Raw genomic sequence first — 15,606 nt, 5'->3', positions numbered from 1 at the left:
ACCCCGGGCCGCTCACCAGCGCCGGGGGCTCGTGAAGAACGCGTCGAGATCGAAGACTTCTCGGATCGTCTCCCGGGCATCCTTCGTCGAGCGATCGCCCAGGTAGCGGATCAAGTGCGGGAGCATCTTGGGGGCGACCAGCGCCTCGCCGGGCACGGGCTCGCCGAAGACCTGCTCGTACATCTTCGGGGCCGACTCGCGGAGCAAGTCGGAGTCGAACCAAAATCCCTCGGCCGGGTGGTTCTGAACCGAGGAGTAGGTCCGAAGCGGCCCGAGCGGGCGGAACCCCATCGCCTTGGTGTAGAAGTCGCGATGCCGAGGGTTGACCGTGATCACCCAGGTGTCCCCCCCCTGGCTCAGATGGTAGTGCATCCCCAGTCGGATCAGCGAGACGAAGACCTGGCGGAATTCGCGGAGCCCCAGGTCCTTGTCGGCCGCGAAGCTGGTCACCTCGGCCACGCGTCGGCGAGATCGCCGGAGCGTCTTGATCTCCTCGCCGTAGATGTTCTCCAGCGGGAGCCCGAGCAGCGTATTGTCCGGGACCATCGAGAACGTCGCCAGGACCCGCCCATCGAGCTTCGCGACGAGCGTGACCACATCCGGCAGTGCATGGTACGGGGTGAACCGTACCTTGCTGGCCAGCGGCTCCTCGTAGCCCCGAGCCTGGTAATTGCTGGAGACCAGCTGGAAGGCGTCGCGCCACTCGGCCCGCTCCGAGGCGATCTTCACCCGGATGTCGCGAGCCACCCCGGGAACCCGGATCGACTCCGGCGTCCTCTTGGCGTCGGCCAGCCGGAATGAGGCCACGGGCAAGGACACGCCAAGCTCGGCCTCCGACCGAGGCTGCATCTCGCCGGAGTGGGGCCTCGGGCCATTCTCCCCCTCGCGAGACGCGGGAGTCCGATGCTTCGGGACATTCATCGGGAGATCGGTCCTGATCATCTCTCCGGCCTTCCTTCAGGGAATGATCGATCCTGATCGGGAAAGAGGGTCGACGAAGGAGTCCTCATCTTACGTCGATTCGAGACTCGGGACGGACCTCGTCCCGGTGGGGGGGCTCAGGTCGAACGAGGCCATCCGGTCGCGAGCGGGAGCCGGGGCGAAGGGGCCCGGCCGGCTTCGATCGAGACGGAGAGGCCTTGTTAGTGGAAGATCCATGACACACTTGGGAAACTGCAAACGAGACCGCTCCCCGCCCGAGAAAATCGCCCGATGCACGACCGAGGAGGATGAGGTCGCGAGCGATCTGCGGGGAGCCGCGATCGAGTCGCCCGACCGCTTCAGAACCTCCGAAGCCCGGCAACTCGCGGCCGTGTTGTCGGCCACGCGGGCCATCTTACGAGGAAAGGGAGAGACGGAACACCCCTTCTTCGGTTAAATTTGAAAATCATCTTATACGTGCTGAGATGAATGATTGCAGCCGACCATGTTGACATTCATAAACGCCAGTGAATACCATTCAGCCACCTCTTCCGGCCAGATCAAGCCAAAACGACGGGCCAGAGGGACCCCTTGACGGCGTCATGCGCCTGCCTTAGCCTCCGTTGGGCGAGCTGGCATCGATCGTTCGGGGGAGGCGGGCATGACAGTCGATCGGGGCGAGGGACCCGGAGGGACGCTACCCCTGGAGCTGCTGGAAAGCGGCGACCCGGCGTTCGTCGAGGCGATCCGGGCGGTCGACGACGCCGACGCGCTGGCCGATTTCGCCGGGACCTGGTACGAGGATTCCCGGCCCGAATCGAGACGGCTCCTGCTGGAGTATCTCGAACGCCCCTTGAATGCATACCGCCATGAAGGGCTGGTTAAACGCCTTTTCAAGCGGGCCGAGGCCGCCGGCGACGACCAGGCGATGGCCCGATTCCTGGTCCTCTTCGATCGATCGATCCGCCGGAGGACTCGCGAGAAATTCCGCTACGAAACCCGCGAGGTGGCCGACTCGCAGCAAGCCCAGACCCTTAAGGACGCCTGGATCGCGATGGGATATCGCTACGTCCGGGCGTATGAGACTCGCGGCGGGCAGACCGTCTACGGTCAGCGATTCGATGAGTTGATCGTCCATCCACGACGGACGACGATGCCCAGCGGCCGGATGATACCGGGCTATTTCGGGAAGACGGCGCCCGAATGGGCCGTCCGGTTCGGGATCGACTGGCATCGAATGGGCCAGCCCCGACCTCGCGATCTTCCGACCGTGGTCGAGAAGCTCAAGGGGCTCCGGCTGTTCACCGTCGCCACCCGTTGCTATCTCCGGCGTCGAGCCTGGCGTTATTTCCGGAATCTCGGGAGGACTCACCCCGACCGCTACATCGCCGGAGCCTCGGAGGCCCTGTCGCTTTTTCGCAACGAGGACGTGGCCGACGGGCTGGCCCTGATCGACAACTGGGGCCTGACCCACATCCTTTTCCACCATTGCCCGGCCCTGGAAGCCAGGGTGGGGGGCTGGACCATCGCCCCGGGGCGTTCGCTGGCCGAGCTGGCCCCCTCGCCGATCTTCGAATCGCTCTGGGCGGAGGCGACCGGGACCGTAGTCGGCCTGCTGGCCCGGGCCCGATGCCGGACGGTCGTCCAGTGGGCGATCCGCCGGATCCAGGCCGACCCCTCGAAGGCCCTGGCGATCTACCCGCTGGAGGGTTGGATCGACCTGCTGGGGCACGACGACCCGGAGATTGCCGGGCTGTCGGCGGAGATCCTCCGGGAAGCCGAGGGGCTCGACGCGATCGGGACGGCTCGATGGCTCGGGCTGGTCGAATCGTCGAGCCCATCGGCCCTCGATGTGGTCTGCGAACTGGCCGCTCGATACATCCGACCCGAGGAAATCGCGATCGATCAGGCCGCGAGGCTGGCGGGCCTCCGCCCCTTGCCGGTGGCCCGGCTGGGCCTCTCGTGGATCCAGGCCAAGGTTTCCAGGGGGGGCGAGGCCGATCCGATCCTGCTCGGGCTGGTCGAGGCCGGCTGCGTCCCGCTTCGGGGCGAGATCCTCCGCTGGGTCCGGTCGATGGTGGAGCCTTCGCCCGACTCGATCCTGGCATTCCTCGACAGCCGGCATGCCGATGCCCGGCGCGAGGGGTGGGACTGGTTCCAGGCCGAGCCCATGGTCCGCGACGACGTGGAGACCTGGCGAAAGCTCCTCGAATCGCCCCATGATGACGTCCGGCTCACCCTGGTGGCCGACCTGGAGGCGAGGATCGCGGGAGGAGACCCGTCGGGACTCGCGCGAGCGGTCGATGCCGGGTCGCTCCTCGGGCTCTGGGCGGCGGTCTTGCTGAATGTCCATCGAGGTTCGCGGGCCAGGCCGCCGGTGGTCCGCCAGATCCTCCGGAGGCTGGAGGCGAATCCCGACGAGGCCCCGCGTCTGCTCCCCTTGCTGGGCGTGGCGCTCCGATCGGTCCGTGGTCCCGAGCGTCGGGCCGGGCTGGTGGCGGTGGTCGGGCTGGTCGAGCGCCGAGCCGAGGTCGAGCCCCTGGTCCGCTCCACTTTTCCGGAGTTGATTTGGAAGTGACCGGATGCGATCATGCGCCGGTTCTTCGATCGTGAGGGAGGCCGGGTCGGTGCCCGAGACCAGCATGCTCCGGCGATCCGCCGGGGTTGACCTTGCCCACACGCTTGCTTCCCCAAGGCCGTTGTTCTTTGAGCCGTCGAGGCACTGCTCGCGGCGACTGGGTCAACGGATGTTCTCGCCGCGAGCAGTGCCTCGACGGCTTCGTGAACGACCTTGGTCGACGCTTCGAAGTCGGGCCGGCCCGGCCTCCCCCGCGATCGCAGATCCGTGAAGCAGGCTTTCCTTCTTCCTCCCTCTCCCCCTGGGAGAGGGCCGGGGTGAGGGTCATGGCATCCACGAAGACAGCCGCAAACCTGGTGTTACGAAAGCTTCCGTTCAATACGGGGGCCCCTCACCCCGGCCCTCTCCCAGGGGGAGAGGGAGGAATTCAGACCCGGCGAAGAGATCGGTACTCCGGACGGATTGAGGTCGGCCGATGAACCTGGACGTCGCCTATCGGACCCGGAGCGCGATCGTCTCCAACGCGGCCGGACTGGCCGTGGCCCTGGCCCCCAACCTCCGACGCGATCGGGTGAGCTTCGACGCGACCCTCCGCCACCCCTTGCGGTTCCGCGAGGCGATCGGGGCGTTGCACGACGTCGTCATCAGCGACCTTCGCCATCAGCCCAGGGACCGATCGGCGCACGCCGCCTATCTCGACGAGCAGAGGACCCGCGAAGCCTCGATCCGGAAAGGGGCGACCGCCGAGGCCCTCAAGGTGATCCGAGGCAACACCCCCTCGATGCCCGCGGCCGAGTTCGCCCAGCTCGAACGGGAGTACCGAGCCCACCGGGCCGAGTACTGGCAGGCCCGCCAGGACTACTCCAACTATCTGAGGTCCCACGACCCCGCGCTCTGGCGGCTCCTGATGCCGTGCGACCCTGTCATCACGGTCTCGCCCGACGTCCTGTTCTTCGAATGCTTCAGCGCCGATGAGTCGAGCTACGGCTGCCTGACCGTCGACCGAGGGGCCTTCGACCGCGAGCGCGATGTCCTGCCGGGGACGACCAACGTCGACTACTCCTGGGCCCTCTACGAGCACTTTCAGCTTTTGAGGAGCTACCGGGAGACGAGGTTCCTGGTCGACCCCGCCGGCTTCGAGGTCGGCACCGAAGGGCAGGGGGGCTCCTATCGCGAGGAGAAGATCGAGCTGCCGACGAGCTGGCTCCGGGGCTTCCTGAGGCTCCAGGGGGCGATGAGCCTGCCGATGCGTCGGGTCCCGCTCAGTCGCGAAGGGCTCTACAACGTCCTGGCGTTCCTCAAACGGCACAAGGCCGCTCGGAGCCCCCGAGCCGTCCGGTTCGAGCTGGAGCCGGGCCGCCCGGTGGCGATCGTCCTGGAGCCCTGGGAGAAGCGGATCGTCCTCCACGACCGCCCCTATGAAGGCCCGAAGGCCGAGTCGATCCGCGTCTGGGGCCGCGACCGGCTTCTCGTCCTGGCCCGGCTCTTGCCGCTGCTCGACGAGGCCGAGGTCTACCTGCTCGGCTCGGGCCTGCCCAGCTTCTGGTCGATCCGGATGGGCGAGATGCGACTGATGCTGGGGCTCTCGGGATGGACGGCCAACGACTGGACCTCGGGCTCGGCCCTCGACGCGCTAGCCCCGCCGGCCCAGCCGAGCCGCTACCTGGCCGGTCAGGTCGCCGCCACCTTCCGCGAGGCCCCGGCGCAGACACTGGCCGAGGTCGCGTCGAAGTCCGGAGGGACCGAGCCGGAAGTCCTCGCCTGCCTGAATCAGCTGGCAGGGCTCGGCCAGGTGATCCACGACCTCCACGCCGGCCTCTACCGATGGCGGCAGGTCATGCCGGTGACCCTCTCGGCCGAGTTGCTCGGCCCCGAGGACCCCGAGACGGTGGCCGCCCGCCACATTGCCACCACCACATCGGTCCGAGTCACGAAGGACGAAACCCGCCCCGATGGCCTCCGGGTCCTCGAAGGCCAGGTGCTCGACCGCCCCGCCACGCTCCTGATCGACGCCGACGGCCGGATGCTCCGGGGCAAGTGCACCTGCTCGCACCACCACACCGGGGGCCTCCGAAAAGGACCCTGCCGCCACCTCCAGGCCCTCCGCGAGAAGGCGTCGAGCCAGCCCGCCCCCTCGGGCCTGAAGGCCTGGTTCGCGTCGCTCAGGAATTGACGATTAGTTGAAGAGTGTCGTTTCTACGATGTCGAACGTAGTGGACTGACTTTGTTACTTCCCTTGGAACACTCACTCCAGCAGGGACGGAGATGGGCGGAAAGAGTTTTTGGTTTCCGCCGCGACCCCGGAGGAGCTCACAACGAGGTAGGGTTTGGAGTAGAGTTCACGCTCGCTTCCTGCTGATTGTGAAGCTAGCATAAGCTATCTAAAAGAGGTGGCCAAGAAACTTGCAATCAGGCGTGAACTTGAGGTCTCTTTGGCTCTTCGCTCGATGGTTGGCAAATACTGCAATGATTCCCGATTTTCAAGCCGTGATGCTACCCCTGATCGAAACCTTGGCCGATTGCCAAGAGCGGACAATGCGGGAACTGACCGACCTTCTTGCCGAACGGTTCGACCTCAGTGATCAGGAACGTGAAGAACCACTCCCAAGCGGCCTACAGAGTATCTTTAGAAACAGGGTGGCCTGGGCCAAATCTCACTTAAAATATGCCGGATTGCTGGAGAATCCGACCAGGGGTCGAGTCCGCATATCAGATCTGGGTCGCCAAATCCTCGCCGAGCAACCAAAATCGATCAACGTGAAATTTCTCAAACGCTTTACCGCATATTGCGAGTTTATTGGTAAGTCCCAGCCCAAAGTAGAGTCCGAGGTAGCATCGGGGGTGACGACTGTCATCGAGGAACAGCAAACACCTCTAGAACTAATCGATGCATCATATAAATCGCTTCGTCAGGCGACGTCAGAGGATTTACGCTCATGTCTCAAATCGTGTTCACCCGGATTCTTCGAGTCGGTAGTTGTGCGCCTGCTCATGGCGATGGGATACGGTGGTATAGCCGGACACGGAACGGTCACAGGCAGGTCGGGCGACGGCGGGATCGATGGCGTGATTAAACAAGACAAGCTGGGATTGGACGTCGTCTGCATTCAAGCCAAGAGATGGGAAGGAGTAGTCGGAAGGCCAGTCGTACAAGGCTTCGTCGGAAGCATGGACTACATTAGGGCCCGAAAAGGAGTGATCATGACGACTTCCACGTATTCTAGAGAGGCGATGGAGTTTGTAGACCGGATTGAGGGAAAGAAGGTCGTCCTGATCGACGGAGATCAATTGGCCGGACTGATGATCGAGCATGGGCTTGGGGTAACGACGACCGAGACATACGAGTTGAAGGTGGTTTCAAACGACTTCTTCGATGAGAGCGAGGGCTGAGATCAACCGCTGCACCAATCACACACTGCACACATGTAAAAACCGCCGTTTTCGATCCCCTATGTAGCTGATTTCCGTTTGACAGAGAAATCTTCATCGACGAAAGTCGGGACCGTCCCGCCTCCTAGTCCTCCGGAACGTCGTGCATGGGCTTCTTCCGCGACCTGGTCCAGCGATTCCTTGGCGGCGAGCCTGCTGCCTCGGTGCCGCCACCCACCACCACCAGCCTTCCGACGAGCCCGGTGGAAGCGACTCGAACGGACGAGCCGGCTCCGCGCCCGCCGGTCGAGCCCACGCCGGTCGAGCCCACGCCGGTCGAGCCACCGAAGACGCTCGGGCTCGATGCCGGCGACTTCCTGCCGGTATCGCGCGGGGAGTTGCTGGCGAAGGTCGTCACTTCGGGCTGGATGTTCGGCAACCTCTGGTTCGCTCGACGCGACCGGATTCCTCCGACGGCCGACGATCGGACCCGCCTGATCGACCGGGCTCTGGTGACTCATGGCCTGCTGAGTCCGGAGCGGCTCGCCGAAATCCACCGGGTCGGCGAGGAGATGGAGCGGGTCCGACCTCTCGAAGAGTCGATCCAGCAGCAGGCGGCCCTGGAAGGAGAGGCGGCGGTCCAGGCCGATCGCGCCGAGCGGGCCCGGATCAAGGCCGAGAAGAAGGCCGAGGCCGCCGATCGCAAGCGGATTCGCGCCGAGGGGATCGCCCACCGGCATGCCACCGACATCGTTTATCTGGGCCGAGGCGTCTCGAAGTTCCTGGGCGATCATCAGAGCGACCTGGCCCGGCTGGAGGCCGCCGGCTTGCCCGCGCTCTCCACCCCGGGCGAGCTGGCCGAGGCGTTGGGGCTCTCGGTGGCTCGGCTCCGATGGCTCGCCTTCCACGCCGAGGCGGCCACTCGGGTCCATTACGTCGAGTTCGAGGTCCCCAAGAAGTCGGGCGGGACCCGTCGGCTGAGCGCCCCTCATCGGTCGATGGCCTCGGCCCAGCGGTGGATCTTCGATCGGATCGTGGCGATGTTGCCCGCCGAGCCCGAGGCCCACGGCTTCCTGCCGGGTCGGAGCATCCTTACCAATGCCTCAAGCCACGCCGGGAAGGCGGTGGTGGTGAACATGGACCTCGAAGGGTTCTTCCCGAGCATCGGGTTCCCCCGGGTCCGGAGCGTCTTCCGACGCGCGGGCTACTCGCCGAGCCTGGCCACGATCCTCGGGCTGCTCTGCACCGAGTGCCCGAGGCGGACGGTGGTCTACGATGGGACGACCTACCATGTCGCCACCGGGCCGAGAGGGCTCCCGCAAGGGGCCAGCACCAGCCCCGGCCTGTCCAACCAGGTCGCCCGGAGGCTCGACCGCCGGCTCGCCGGGCTGGCCTCGAAGCTGGGGGCGACCTACACCCGATACGCCGACGACCTGACCTTCTCGGGCGATGAGACCCTCAACCCCAAGGTCGGCTACCTGATGGCCCGGGTCCGGCACCTGGCCGAGGCCGAGGGGTTCGCCGTCAACGAGGCCAAGAGCCGGGTCCTCCGCCGGAACACCGCGCAGGTGGTCACCGGCCTGGTCGTGAACGAACGGCCGGGCGTGTCCCGAGACGAGGTCCGACGCCTCCGCGCCATCCTCCACCGGGCGAAGCTCGAAGGGCTCGAAGCCCAGAACCGCGAAGGCCACCCCAACTTCCGCGCCTGGCTCCGTGGCAAGATCGCGTATGTCGGGATGGCCCGACCCGAGGTCGGCGGCAAGCTCCTGGCCGAATACGAGGCACTCGGCCCGGGAGCCTGATGGCAATGCCGCGATGGGGGCACCTCTCGGCACCCCCATCGCTAGTCGGTTCAATATGCGTCGGCGCTGATCACCTCGCCGCCGTTGCGGGTCGAGAGGGCCTGGTAGACCGGGACCGAGGTGGCGGCGTTGAGGGCATAGGTGTTGTAGCCGCTGTAGTACATCGCGGGCGGGGGATTCGCGCCCATCGCGAAGCTGGAGACCGTATCCTTGATGAACCGGACCGAGCCGTCGCACATGGCGAAGTTGGCGCCGCCGGGGTGGAAGCTGGAGGCCGACATGGCGAGCATCAAGGGCTGGCCCGGAGTGAAATAGCTGATGTAGTTCGTCTGCGTGGCCGGGGCCCGCTTCTGGGGATTGATGCCGTACATCGTGGCGAACCAGGACGATTCCCCGGGGGTGTAGCCCGAGAAGGCCCAGACCCCGAAGCCATACCGGCCGCTCTCGATCGGGATCAGGCCGTTGGCCGTCTCGCCGAAGGCGATCGTGTTGCTGGTCCCGTCGGTGATGCTGGCGATCGTGTTCGAGCTCTGATAGCCGAAGACGCCGTTGCCGTTCTGCTGGGCCGCCGCGATCTGCGTGGCGTTGGATCCCGTCGGGTTGCCCGTCCCATAGTTGGAAGCGAGCCAGATCCCGCCGCAGGCGGCGTAGCTGGTCCTGTAGAACGTCGAGGTCGAGGAGATGTAGGCGCCGATGTTCGAGGTGGCCGAGGGGGCCGGCTGGCCGGCGGAGATGGTCCCATCGCTCGGGCACCAGAGGATGCTCAGGCCGGTGGCCAGGAGCGTCCGGTTCCCCAGGTCGAAGGATCCAATGCTGTAGTTATACGCGCTCGCGATGGCTTGCTGCTCCAACTGCGGCAGCAGGGCCGGGAATGCGGTCATGCCGGCGTACCAATTCCCGTTGATCCCGCCATAGCCGAGGCTGGGGCCCTGATACATGCCCATCGGGAAGGCGTTATTGGCGCTGACGTAATTCGCGGCCGCCAGGCCTAGTTGCTTCAAGTTGTTGGTGCATTGGGCCCTCCGGGCGGCCTCCCGGGCGGCCTGGACCGCCGGCAGGAGCAGGGCGATCAGCACGGCGATGATCGCGATCACCACCAGCAGCTCGATCAGGGTGAATGCGCGATGGCGAGGGGCGAAGGCCTTCGTTCTCATGGAGTGACAATCCGGATCAGCGTTGTCGGATCGCTCGACCGACGACAATCGTCGGCGAGACTATATAAAAGAATTTGATCGCCTACATGAGAGGGGAGCTTTGCGGGGCCGGTCCAGGGTCATCGGCCGGAGAGTGGATGGTCTGGGCCGTCAGGTGGGTCGCGGGGAGGGGTCAACGAGCCGGGCGGTTCACCTTGGCCTTGGTCGACTTGGGAGCCACGGGTGACTTGATCGGCGTCGTGAGATCGATCACCGGCGGCTTTTCTCTCGTCCCGCAAGCGGCGATCGGGAAGGCGAAGGCGAAGGCGAGCGAGGACAGCCCGAGGCGTCGGATCAGTCTACGGTTCACGATGGCAATACCTCGAATTCACGGCGCAAGAGACCGTAGCGGGCGATGAGGGCGAGTGATTGAAAGCTCCGATGCCGGAGGGATCAATCCGAGGAGGGCAGGCAGGGGGGGGACCGACAATAACCCGACAAAACTCACCAATCCGACATGGACCACGCCCGCGGTCCCGGGTCGGCTTGAACAACATCCGCAATGATAGGAGCTGTTCGCCCGCAGGCAACCCCACTTGCGAAAATATCGAGAAGAACAGACGCACTCTTTTGTCAAATTGATACTTATTGTTTAGCCGAAAGATGGCCCGCCGATCCCACGCCTCCGGTCGTCGAGGACGAAGGGCTATCCCGCGCGGGCGTGGGAGATCGGTCCGAAGATCGCGGCCGAGGCCCCGGCACTTCGGGCGAAACGAAATCCTCCCATCTCACCTTGATTCGGCCGGATCTCCCCGTCATCCGCCCGGATCCGATCCTACCGCGCCCGGCCGGGCCCCTCAACCGAGCCCGATCACGACCTTGCCGAAGTGGGCCCCGCTTTCCAGGTGCTTGTAAGCCTCGACGGCTTGTTCGAAGGGGAAGACGCGGTCGATCACCGGGCGGATCTTGTGCAGGGCGATCGCGCGATTCATCGCCTCGAACATGGCGTGCGAGCCGACGTAGATCCCCTGGAGCCGGATGTTCTTGAACAGGAGCATCCGGGGGTCCACCTCGCCGCCTCCGGTCAGGACCCCGATCAGGGGGATGTGGCCTCCGAGCTTCACCGCCCTGAACGACCGCGCGAGGGTCCCCGCGCCTCCGACCTCGACGATGTGATCGACCCCCGCCCCTTCGGTCAGGTTCCGGACCGCCACGTCCCAGTCGGGCGTGGTCTTGTAGTTGATCCCGTCGGAGGCCCCCATCTCGCGGACCCGGGCCAGCTTGGCGTCGCTGCTGGACGTGGCGATCACCCGAGCCCCGGCGACCCGGGCGAACTGGAGCGCGAAGATCGAGACGCCGCCGGTCCCCTGGATCAGGACGGTCTCGCCCGCCTTGACCCTCCTCGATTCCATCAGGGCATGCCAGGCCGTCAGGCCGGCGCAGGGGAGGCAAGCGGCTTCCTCGAAAGTCAGGTGCTCGGGAACGCGGACCACCCCGCCTTCGGGCAGGACGACCTGCTCGGCGAGCATCCCGTCGACCGCCCCGCCCATCGCCGAGTTCGTGGCCGCCTCGGTCATCGGCCCGTCGGCCCACTCGCTGAAGAAGCAGCCGGCCACCCGGTCGCCGACCTTGAGCCCGGTGACCCCCGGCCCGACCGCCGCGACCTCCCCGGCGCCATCGGAAAGCGGGATCAACGGGAGTCGCTGATTCCGACCGTAAGCCCCCTTGATGACCATCAGGTCGCGATAATTCAGCGAGACCGCCCGGACCCGGACGGCCACCTGGCCATGGCCGGGTTTCGGTTCGGGTAGTTCCTCGGACTTCAGGGAGTCCGGCCCGTTCGTCTCGTGGATCCGATACGCTTTCATGACGGCAACCCTCTCGGAGAAAGCTGGGGAGCGACAATCCCCCAGTTTTCTCGTATTGTGACGACGGGTCAATCGCCCGGCAGCCCAGGAAGGCTGGTCGAGGAAGTTACCGCATCGAGCACACCCGATCGAGGTTGCGGGTTCATTCCGAGACTCCGAGCGAAGACCCATCCCACCGATTCACGATACTATCCAGGGTCTCCCGGTTGCGACCCGGGCGCGGTTATGATGACCTTGAGGAAACCTGTCCGATGGAACGACCGCCAAGGAACTCCGACCTCGGGTTCGTTTGGCCAGGCCCTCGGGGGGATTGCCAGGGACTCCTGCCTTGGGTTCGTTTGGCCAGGACAGTCCGGGATCGATGTTGTTACTTGGGTTCGTTTCGCGAAACCGTCACGGACCTCTAACGCCAACTCCAGCAAAGCCTTAAACACACGATGCCGGATGATCCTTGGGTTCGTTTGACCAAGGATGGGCAAGCCCCGCAGAGTTTGCCGGCGACAGAACAAAGCCATTGGGATCGCAAATCGAAGCCACTTTCCTCGAGGTCGTCATGCCCGAGCATCCCCACCTGATCGCTTCGCCGCACCGGGCGTTCGCTTCCCGACGGGACTTCCTCCGGCGGACCGGGTCGGGATTCGGGGCCCTGGCGCTGGCCTCGATCCTGGAGGAGCAGGCCCGGGCCGAGTCGATCAAGCTCCCGCTCAACCCGCTGGAGAGCCGGCCGGGACATTTCCCGAGCAAGGCGAAGTCGGTCATCTGGCTGTTCATGAACGGCGGGCCGAGCCAGGTCGATACCTGGGACTACAAGCCCGAGCTGGAGAGACGCGACGGGCAGGAGCTGGAGGGGTTCGACAAGAACACCGGCTTCTTCACCGGGCAGGTCGGCCCGCTCATGAAATCCCCCTTCAAGTTCGCCCAGCACGGGGAGTCGGGCACCTGGGCCTCGGAGATCTTCCCCGAGCTGTCGCGGCACGTCGACGACATGGCGATGATCTATTCGTGCTTCACCCACACCAATAATCATTCCCCCGCGCTCTTCGAGATCAACACGGGGATGAGCCGGATGGGCTTCCCGTGCGTGGGCTCGTGGGTGACGTACGGGCTCGGGACGGAGAACCAGAACCTACCGGCCTTCGTGGCGATGTACGACACGCTGGGACGGGGCGTCCCCAAGGGGCACGCGCAGAACTGGGGGGCGGGCTTCCTGCCGGGAGTCTTCCAGGGGACGGCCCTGAATGCCCAGGGGGCCCCGATGGACAACCTCGACCGGGGTCCCGGGCGGACCGAGGCCGAGCAGCGGGCGCAGATCGACCTGCTCAACCGGCTCAATCGCCGGCACCGCCAGCAGCACCCGCACGAGGCCGACCTCTCGGCCCGGATCGAGAGCTTCGAGCTGGCCTACCGGATGCAGATGGCCGCGCCCGAGGCGCTCGACGTCAATCTCGAACCCGAGCCGATCCGCAAGCTCTACGGGATCGACGACCCGAGATGCTCGCACTTCGCCAAGCAATGCCTGATGGCCCGACGGCTGGTCGAGCGCGGGGTCCGGTTCGTCCAGATCTACAGCGGCGGGATGGAGAACGAGCGGAGCTGGGACGGCCACGCCGACATCGCCAAGAACCACTCCGGGTTCGCCGGGGAGACCGACAAGCCGATCGCCGCCCTGCTCACCGACCTCAAGGCCAGCGGCCTGCTCGACGAGACCCTGGTGATCTGGAACGGCGAGTTCGGACGCCTGCCGATCGTCCAGAAGGGGGGGACCGGCCGCGACCACAACCCGCACGCCTTCACCACCTGGATGGCCGGCGGGGGCGTCAAGGCCGGGGCCCGGTACGGGGCGACCGACGAGATCGGCCACAAGGCGGTCCAGGACCGAGTGAGCATCAACGACCTCCACGCCACGATCCTCCACCTCCTGGGCATGGATCACGAGAAGCTGACCTATCGATCCAACGGGCGGGACTTCCGCCTGACCGACGTGGCCGGGCGAGTGGTCCGCGAGGTGATCGGTTGAGGCGAAGGCGGGCGGATCGATGGGGCGTCACGCCGCGACGGACGCCCCAGACTACACAACACTTAAACACACCAGCAATCAATCAAACTTATCAATGAGTCCTTGCAGGACCAGGACCTGCCGGCGGATCTGCTCGGTCGGGCCGTCGTCCCGAATTTCGAGGCGATCGACGGCGGCGCGGATCTCGGCCAGCGAGGCCTTGATTTCGGCGAGGTCCCGGCTCTTGCCCTGCTCGGCCGCTTCGAGGCGATCGAAGCGCCGGACGGCCTCGATGGCCTCGGCGGCATGCCGGAGATACATCTCGACCAGGCGGACCTGACCTTCGGGGGGCCGGTGGGAGGCCCGGAAGCAGGCGACGGCCACGCCGAGCCATTCCTCGTTGAAGAGGGGGACGGCGAAGAGGCCACGGATCCCCCCGACCCGGGCGAGGGAGACCCCGCCGAGTTCGACCGGTTCGGCCTCGAGGTCCTCGATGACGACCGATTTCCGCTCGGAGAGGGGCTGGCCCAGGATTCCAAGGTCGTGGGCCCGATCGCCCAGGAGCCGGGTGAGCTCCTCGGGCAGGCCGACGGTGGCGGCGACGGACATTCCCGGCCCGCCCCGCTCGCGGATCAGGACCATCGCCATGTCGGTCCCCTGGAGCGAGGTCATCGCCGAGAGGATCTCGTCGAGGGTCGCCCGCCACCCCCGGCTGGTGGCCAGCCGGGCATCCAGCTCGCGGAGATAGGTCAGGTCCCGGATCCGGAGGGCCAGCTCTCCCTTGGCGGTGTAGAGCTGGCGTTCGAGCTTCTTGCGTTTGGTGATGTTGACCATCAGGCCGCAGGATCCCGCCGTCCGGCCGGTCCCGGGGCGAGCGACCCGTACACTCTCGCGGAACCAGAAGGCCCGGCCGTCGGCGGCGACCATCCGATACTCGGCCTCGTAATCCTTCCCCTCGCGGAGCTGCTTGCGACGGTGGGCGATGGCCCATTCGCGATCTTCGGGGTGGAGCCGCTCGGCCCAGAATTCCGGGTGATCGATCCACGAGGAGGTGGGAAAGCCCAGCAACTCCTCGGCCCTCCGGCTGACGAAGGCATAGCGGCCGGTCTCGGCGTCGGCCCGCCAGAGGATGGCGTCGACCCCCTCGACGAGGCCCTGGAACAGCCCGCTCTCGAGTCGGGCCTCGGCCTCGGCGGCGTGGGCCTGGATCAGCCAGCGTTCGTTGGCCTGGAGCGAGTCTTCGAGCTGCTCGGTCCGCTCGACCACCTTGCGTTCGAGCCGGGAGTTGAGGGACCGGATCTTCTCCTCGGCCCGCCTCCGGGCCGAGACATCGCGGATCGTCCAGAGCAGGGCGACCGCTCGGCCCCAGGGGTCGCGATCGACGGAGACCCGGACGGCGGCGTCAACCGGCGGGAGTTGGCGGGGCTTGAGCCTCAGGTCGTATTCCTGGACCCCGGTCGATCGGGCGAGTCGGGCCAGTTCCGATCGGAACGCGGGGCGGCCCTCTTCGGGCAGGAAGACGATCAAGGGCTTGCCGACCAGGAATGGAGAGCCGATGTTCAGGACCACCGAGGCGGCGTGGTTGGCCTTCTGGATCGCCCCTTCCAGGCTGGTGACGAGGTAGGCGTCGGGGGCCTGATCGAACAGGTCGCGGTAGCGCTTCCGCTCGGCCTCGACCTCGGCCCTGGACTCCCGGAGGGCATCGTCGGTCTCCCGGATCTGCTCGACGGCGACCCGGAGTTCCTCGGTGGTCGAGTCGAGGACCAGCCGCATCTCCTCGGGACCCGCGTCGACGCCGGAATCCAGGCCGTCGATCCGCGTCTGGAGCGACTCGATATACCGAGAAAAGCCGTCGAGGACCGTCGGCCTGGCTTGATCCGGCACCATCGGCTCCTCGAGGTTCGATGCGGTGAACTTCGCCATGGCCTGGAGTTTCCTC

Annotated in this window: 10 protein-coding genes; 5 read left to right on the top strand and 5 right to left on the bottom strand. The window is 66.0% G+C overall.

The genetic code is table 11. The features are described from left to right. Window positions 1-12 precede the first annotated feature (12 nt). Window positions 13-942, bottom strand: a complete 930-nt coding sequence (locus P12x_RS13545; RefSeq protein ID WP_435011400.1) for an N-acyl amino acid synthase FeeM domain-containing protein — start codon at window positions 940-942, stop codon at window positions 13-15. Between the two features lie 640 nt (window positions 943-1,582). Between P12x_RS13545 and P12x_RS13540 the strand changes: the two genes are divergently transcribed. The 4 genes from P12x_RS13540 to P12x_RS13525 all read left to right on the top strand — a co-directional run bounded on the left by P12x_RS13540 (window position 1,583) and on the right by P12x_RS13525 (window position 8,670). Continuing rightward, window positions 1,583-3,499 (top strand): hypothetical protein, encoded by a 1,917-nt coding sequence (locus tag P12x_RS13540; protein WP_435011399.1) that lies wholly within the window; start codon window positions 1,583-1,585, stop codon window positions 3,497-3,499. A gap of 475 nt (window positions 3,500-3,974) precedes the next feature. Next, window positions 3,975-5,672: a hypothetical protein gene (locus P12x_RS13535; protein ID WP_435011398.1), complete on the top strand. Its 1,698-nt coding sequence runs from the start codon at window positions 3,975-3,977 to the stop codon at window positions 5,670-5,672. A gap of 293 nt (window positions 5,673-5,965) precedes the next feature. Beyond that, window positions 5,966-6,889 carry a restriction endonuclease gene (locus P12x_RS13530; RefSeq protein WP_435011396.1) on the top strand — a complete coding sequence of 308 codons (924 nt, stop codon included), beginning with the start codon at window positions 5,966-5,968 and terminating at the stop codon, window positions 6,887-6,889. Between the two features lie 146 nt (window positions 6,890-7,035). Beyond that, window positions 7,036-8,670 carry a reverse transcriptase family protein gene (locus tag P12x_RS13525; RefSeq protein ID WP_435011395.1) on the top strand — a complete coding sequence of 545 codons (1,635 nt, stop codon included), beginning with the start codon at window positions 7,036-7,038 and terminating at the stop codon, window positions 8,668-8,670. A gap of 50 nt (window positions 8,671-8,720) precedes the next feature. On the opposite strand, the gene P12x_RS13520 is transcribed toward P12x_RS13525, so the two are convergent. The 3 genes from P12x_RS13520 to P12x_RS13510 form a co-directional block, all read right to left on the bottom strand. Continuing rightward, on the bottom strand, window positions 8,721-9,824 hold the full coding sequence (locus P12x_RS13520; RefSeq protein WP_435011394.1) for a DUF1559 domain-containing protein: 1,104 nt from the start codon (window positions 9,822-9,824) through the stop codon (window positions 8,721-8,723). A 172-nt stretch (window positions 9,825-9,996) separates the two neighbouring features. Then, window positions 9,997-10,173, bottom strand: coding sequence for a hypothetical protein (locus P12x_RS13515; RefSeq protein WP_435011393.1), 177 nt, complete (start codon window positions 10,171-10,173; stop codon window positions 9,997-9,999). Between the two features lie 487 nt (window positions 10,174-10,660). Continuing rightward, window positions 10,661-11,671: a zinc-dependent alcohol dehydrogenase family protein gene (locus P12x_RS13510; RefSeq protein ID WP_435011392.1), complete on the bottom strand. Its 1,011-nt coding sequence runs from the start codon at window positions 11,669-11,671 to the stop codon at window positions 10,661-10,663. A 553-nt stretch (window positions 11,672-12,224) separates the two neighbouring features. Here P12x_RS13510 and P12x_RS13505 point away from each other — a divergent pair. Next, window positions 12,225-13,688, top strand: coding sequence for a DUF1501 domain-containing protein (locus tag P12x_RS13505; RefSeq protein WP_435011391.1), 1,464 nt, complete (start codon window positions 12,225-12,227; stop codon window positions 13,686-13,688). A gap of 78 nt (window positions 13,689-13,766) precedes the next feature. On the opposite strand, the gene P12x_RS13500 is transcribed toward P12x_RS13505, so the two are convergent. Beyond that, window positions 13,767-15,590 (bottom strand): PAS domain S-box protein, encoded by a 1,824-nt coding sequence (locus P12x_RS13500; RefSeq protein ID WP_435011390.1) that lies wholly within the window; start codon window positions 15,588-15,590, stop codon window positions 13,767-13,769. Window positions 15,591-15,606 lie beyond the last annotated feature (16 nt).

The organism is Tundrisphaera lichenicola, from assembly GCF_051175385.1.
Taxonomy (GTDB): domain Bacteria; phylum Planctomycetota; class Planctomycetia; order Isosphaerales; family Isosphaeraceae; genus Tundrisphaera; species Tundrisphaera lichenicola.
The sequence above is the reverse complement of the archived record's forward strand: the minus strand, read 5'-3'. Positions and strand labels throughout refer to the sequence as shown.

Coding starts and splice junctions, on each gene's coding strand:
- P12x_RS13545 (WP_435011400.1), bottom strand. CDS start 942: ATGATCAGGACCGATCTCCCGATGAATGTCCCGAAGCATCGGACTCCC.
- P12x_RS13540 (WP_435011399.1), top strand. CDS start 1,583: ATGACAGTCGATCGGGGCGAGGGACCCGGAGGGACGCTACCCCTGGAG.
- P12x_RS13535 (WP_435011398.1), top strand. CDS start 3,975: ATGAACCTGGACGTCGCCTATCGGACCCGGAGCGCGATCGTCTCCAAC.
- P12x_RS13530 (WP_435011396.1), top strand. CDS start 5,966: ATGATTCCCGATTTTCAAGCCGTGATGCTACCCCTGATCGAAACCTTG.
- P12x_RS13525 (WP_435011395.1), top strand. CDS start 7,036: ATGGGCTTCTTCCGCGACCTGGTCCAGCGATTCCTTGGCGGCGAGCCT.
- P12x_RS13520 (WP_435011394.1), bottom strand. CDS start 9,824: ATGAGAACGAAGGCCTTCGCCCCTCGCCATCGCGCATTCACCCTGATC.
- P12x_RS13510 (WP_435011392.1), bottom strand. CDS start 11,671: ATGAAAGCGTATCGGATCCACGAGACGAACGGGCCGGACTCCCTGAAG.
- P12x_RS13505 (WP_435011391.1), top strand. CDS start 12,225: ATGCCCGAGCATCCCCACCTGATCGCTTCGCCGCACCGGGCGTTCGCT.
- P12x_RS13500 (WP_435011390.1), bottom strand. CDS start 15,590: ATGGCGAAGTTCACCGCATCGAACCTCGAGGAGCCGATGGTGCCGGAT.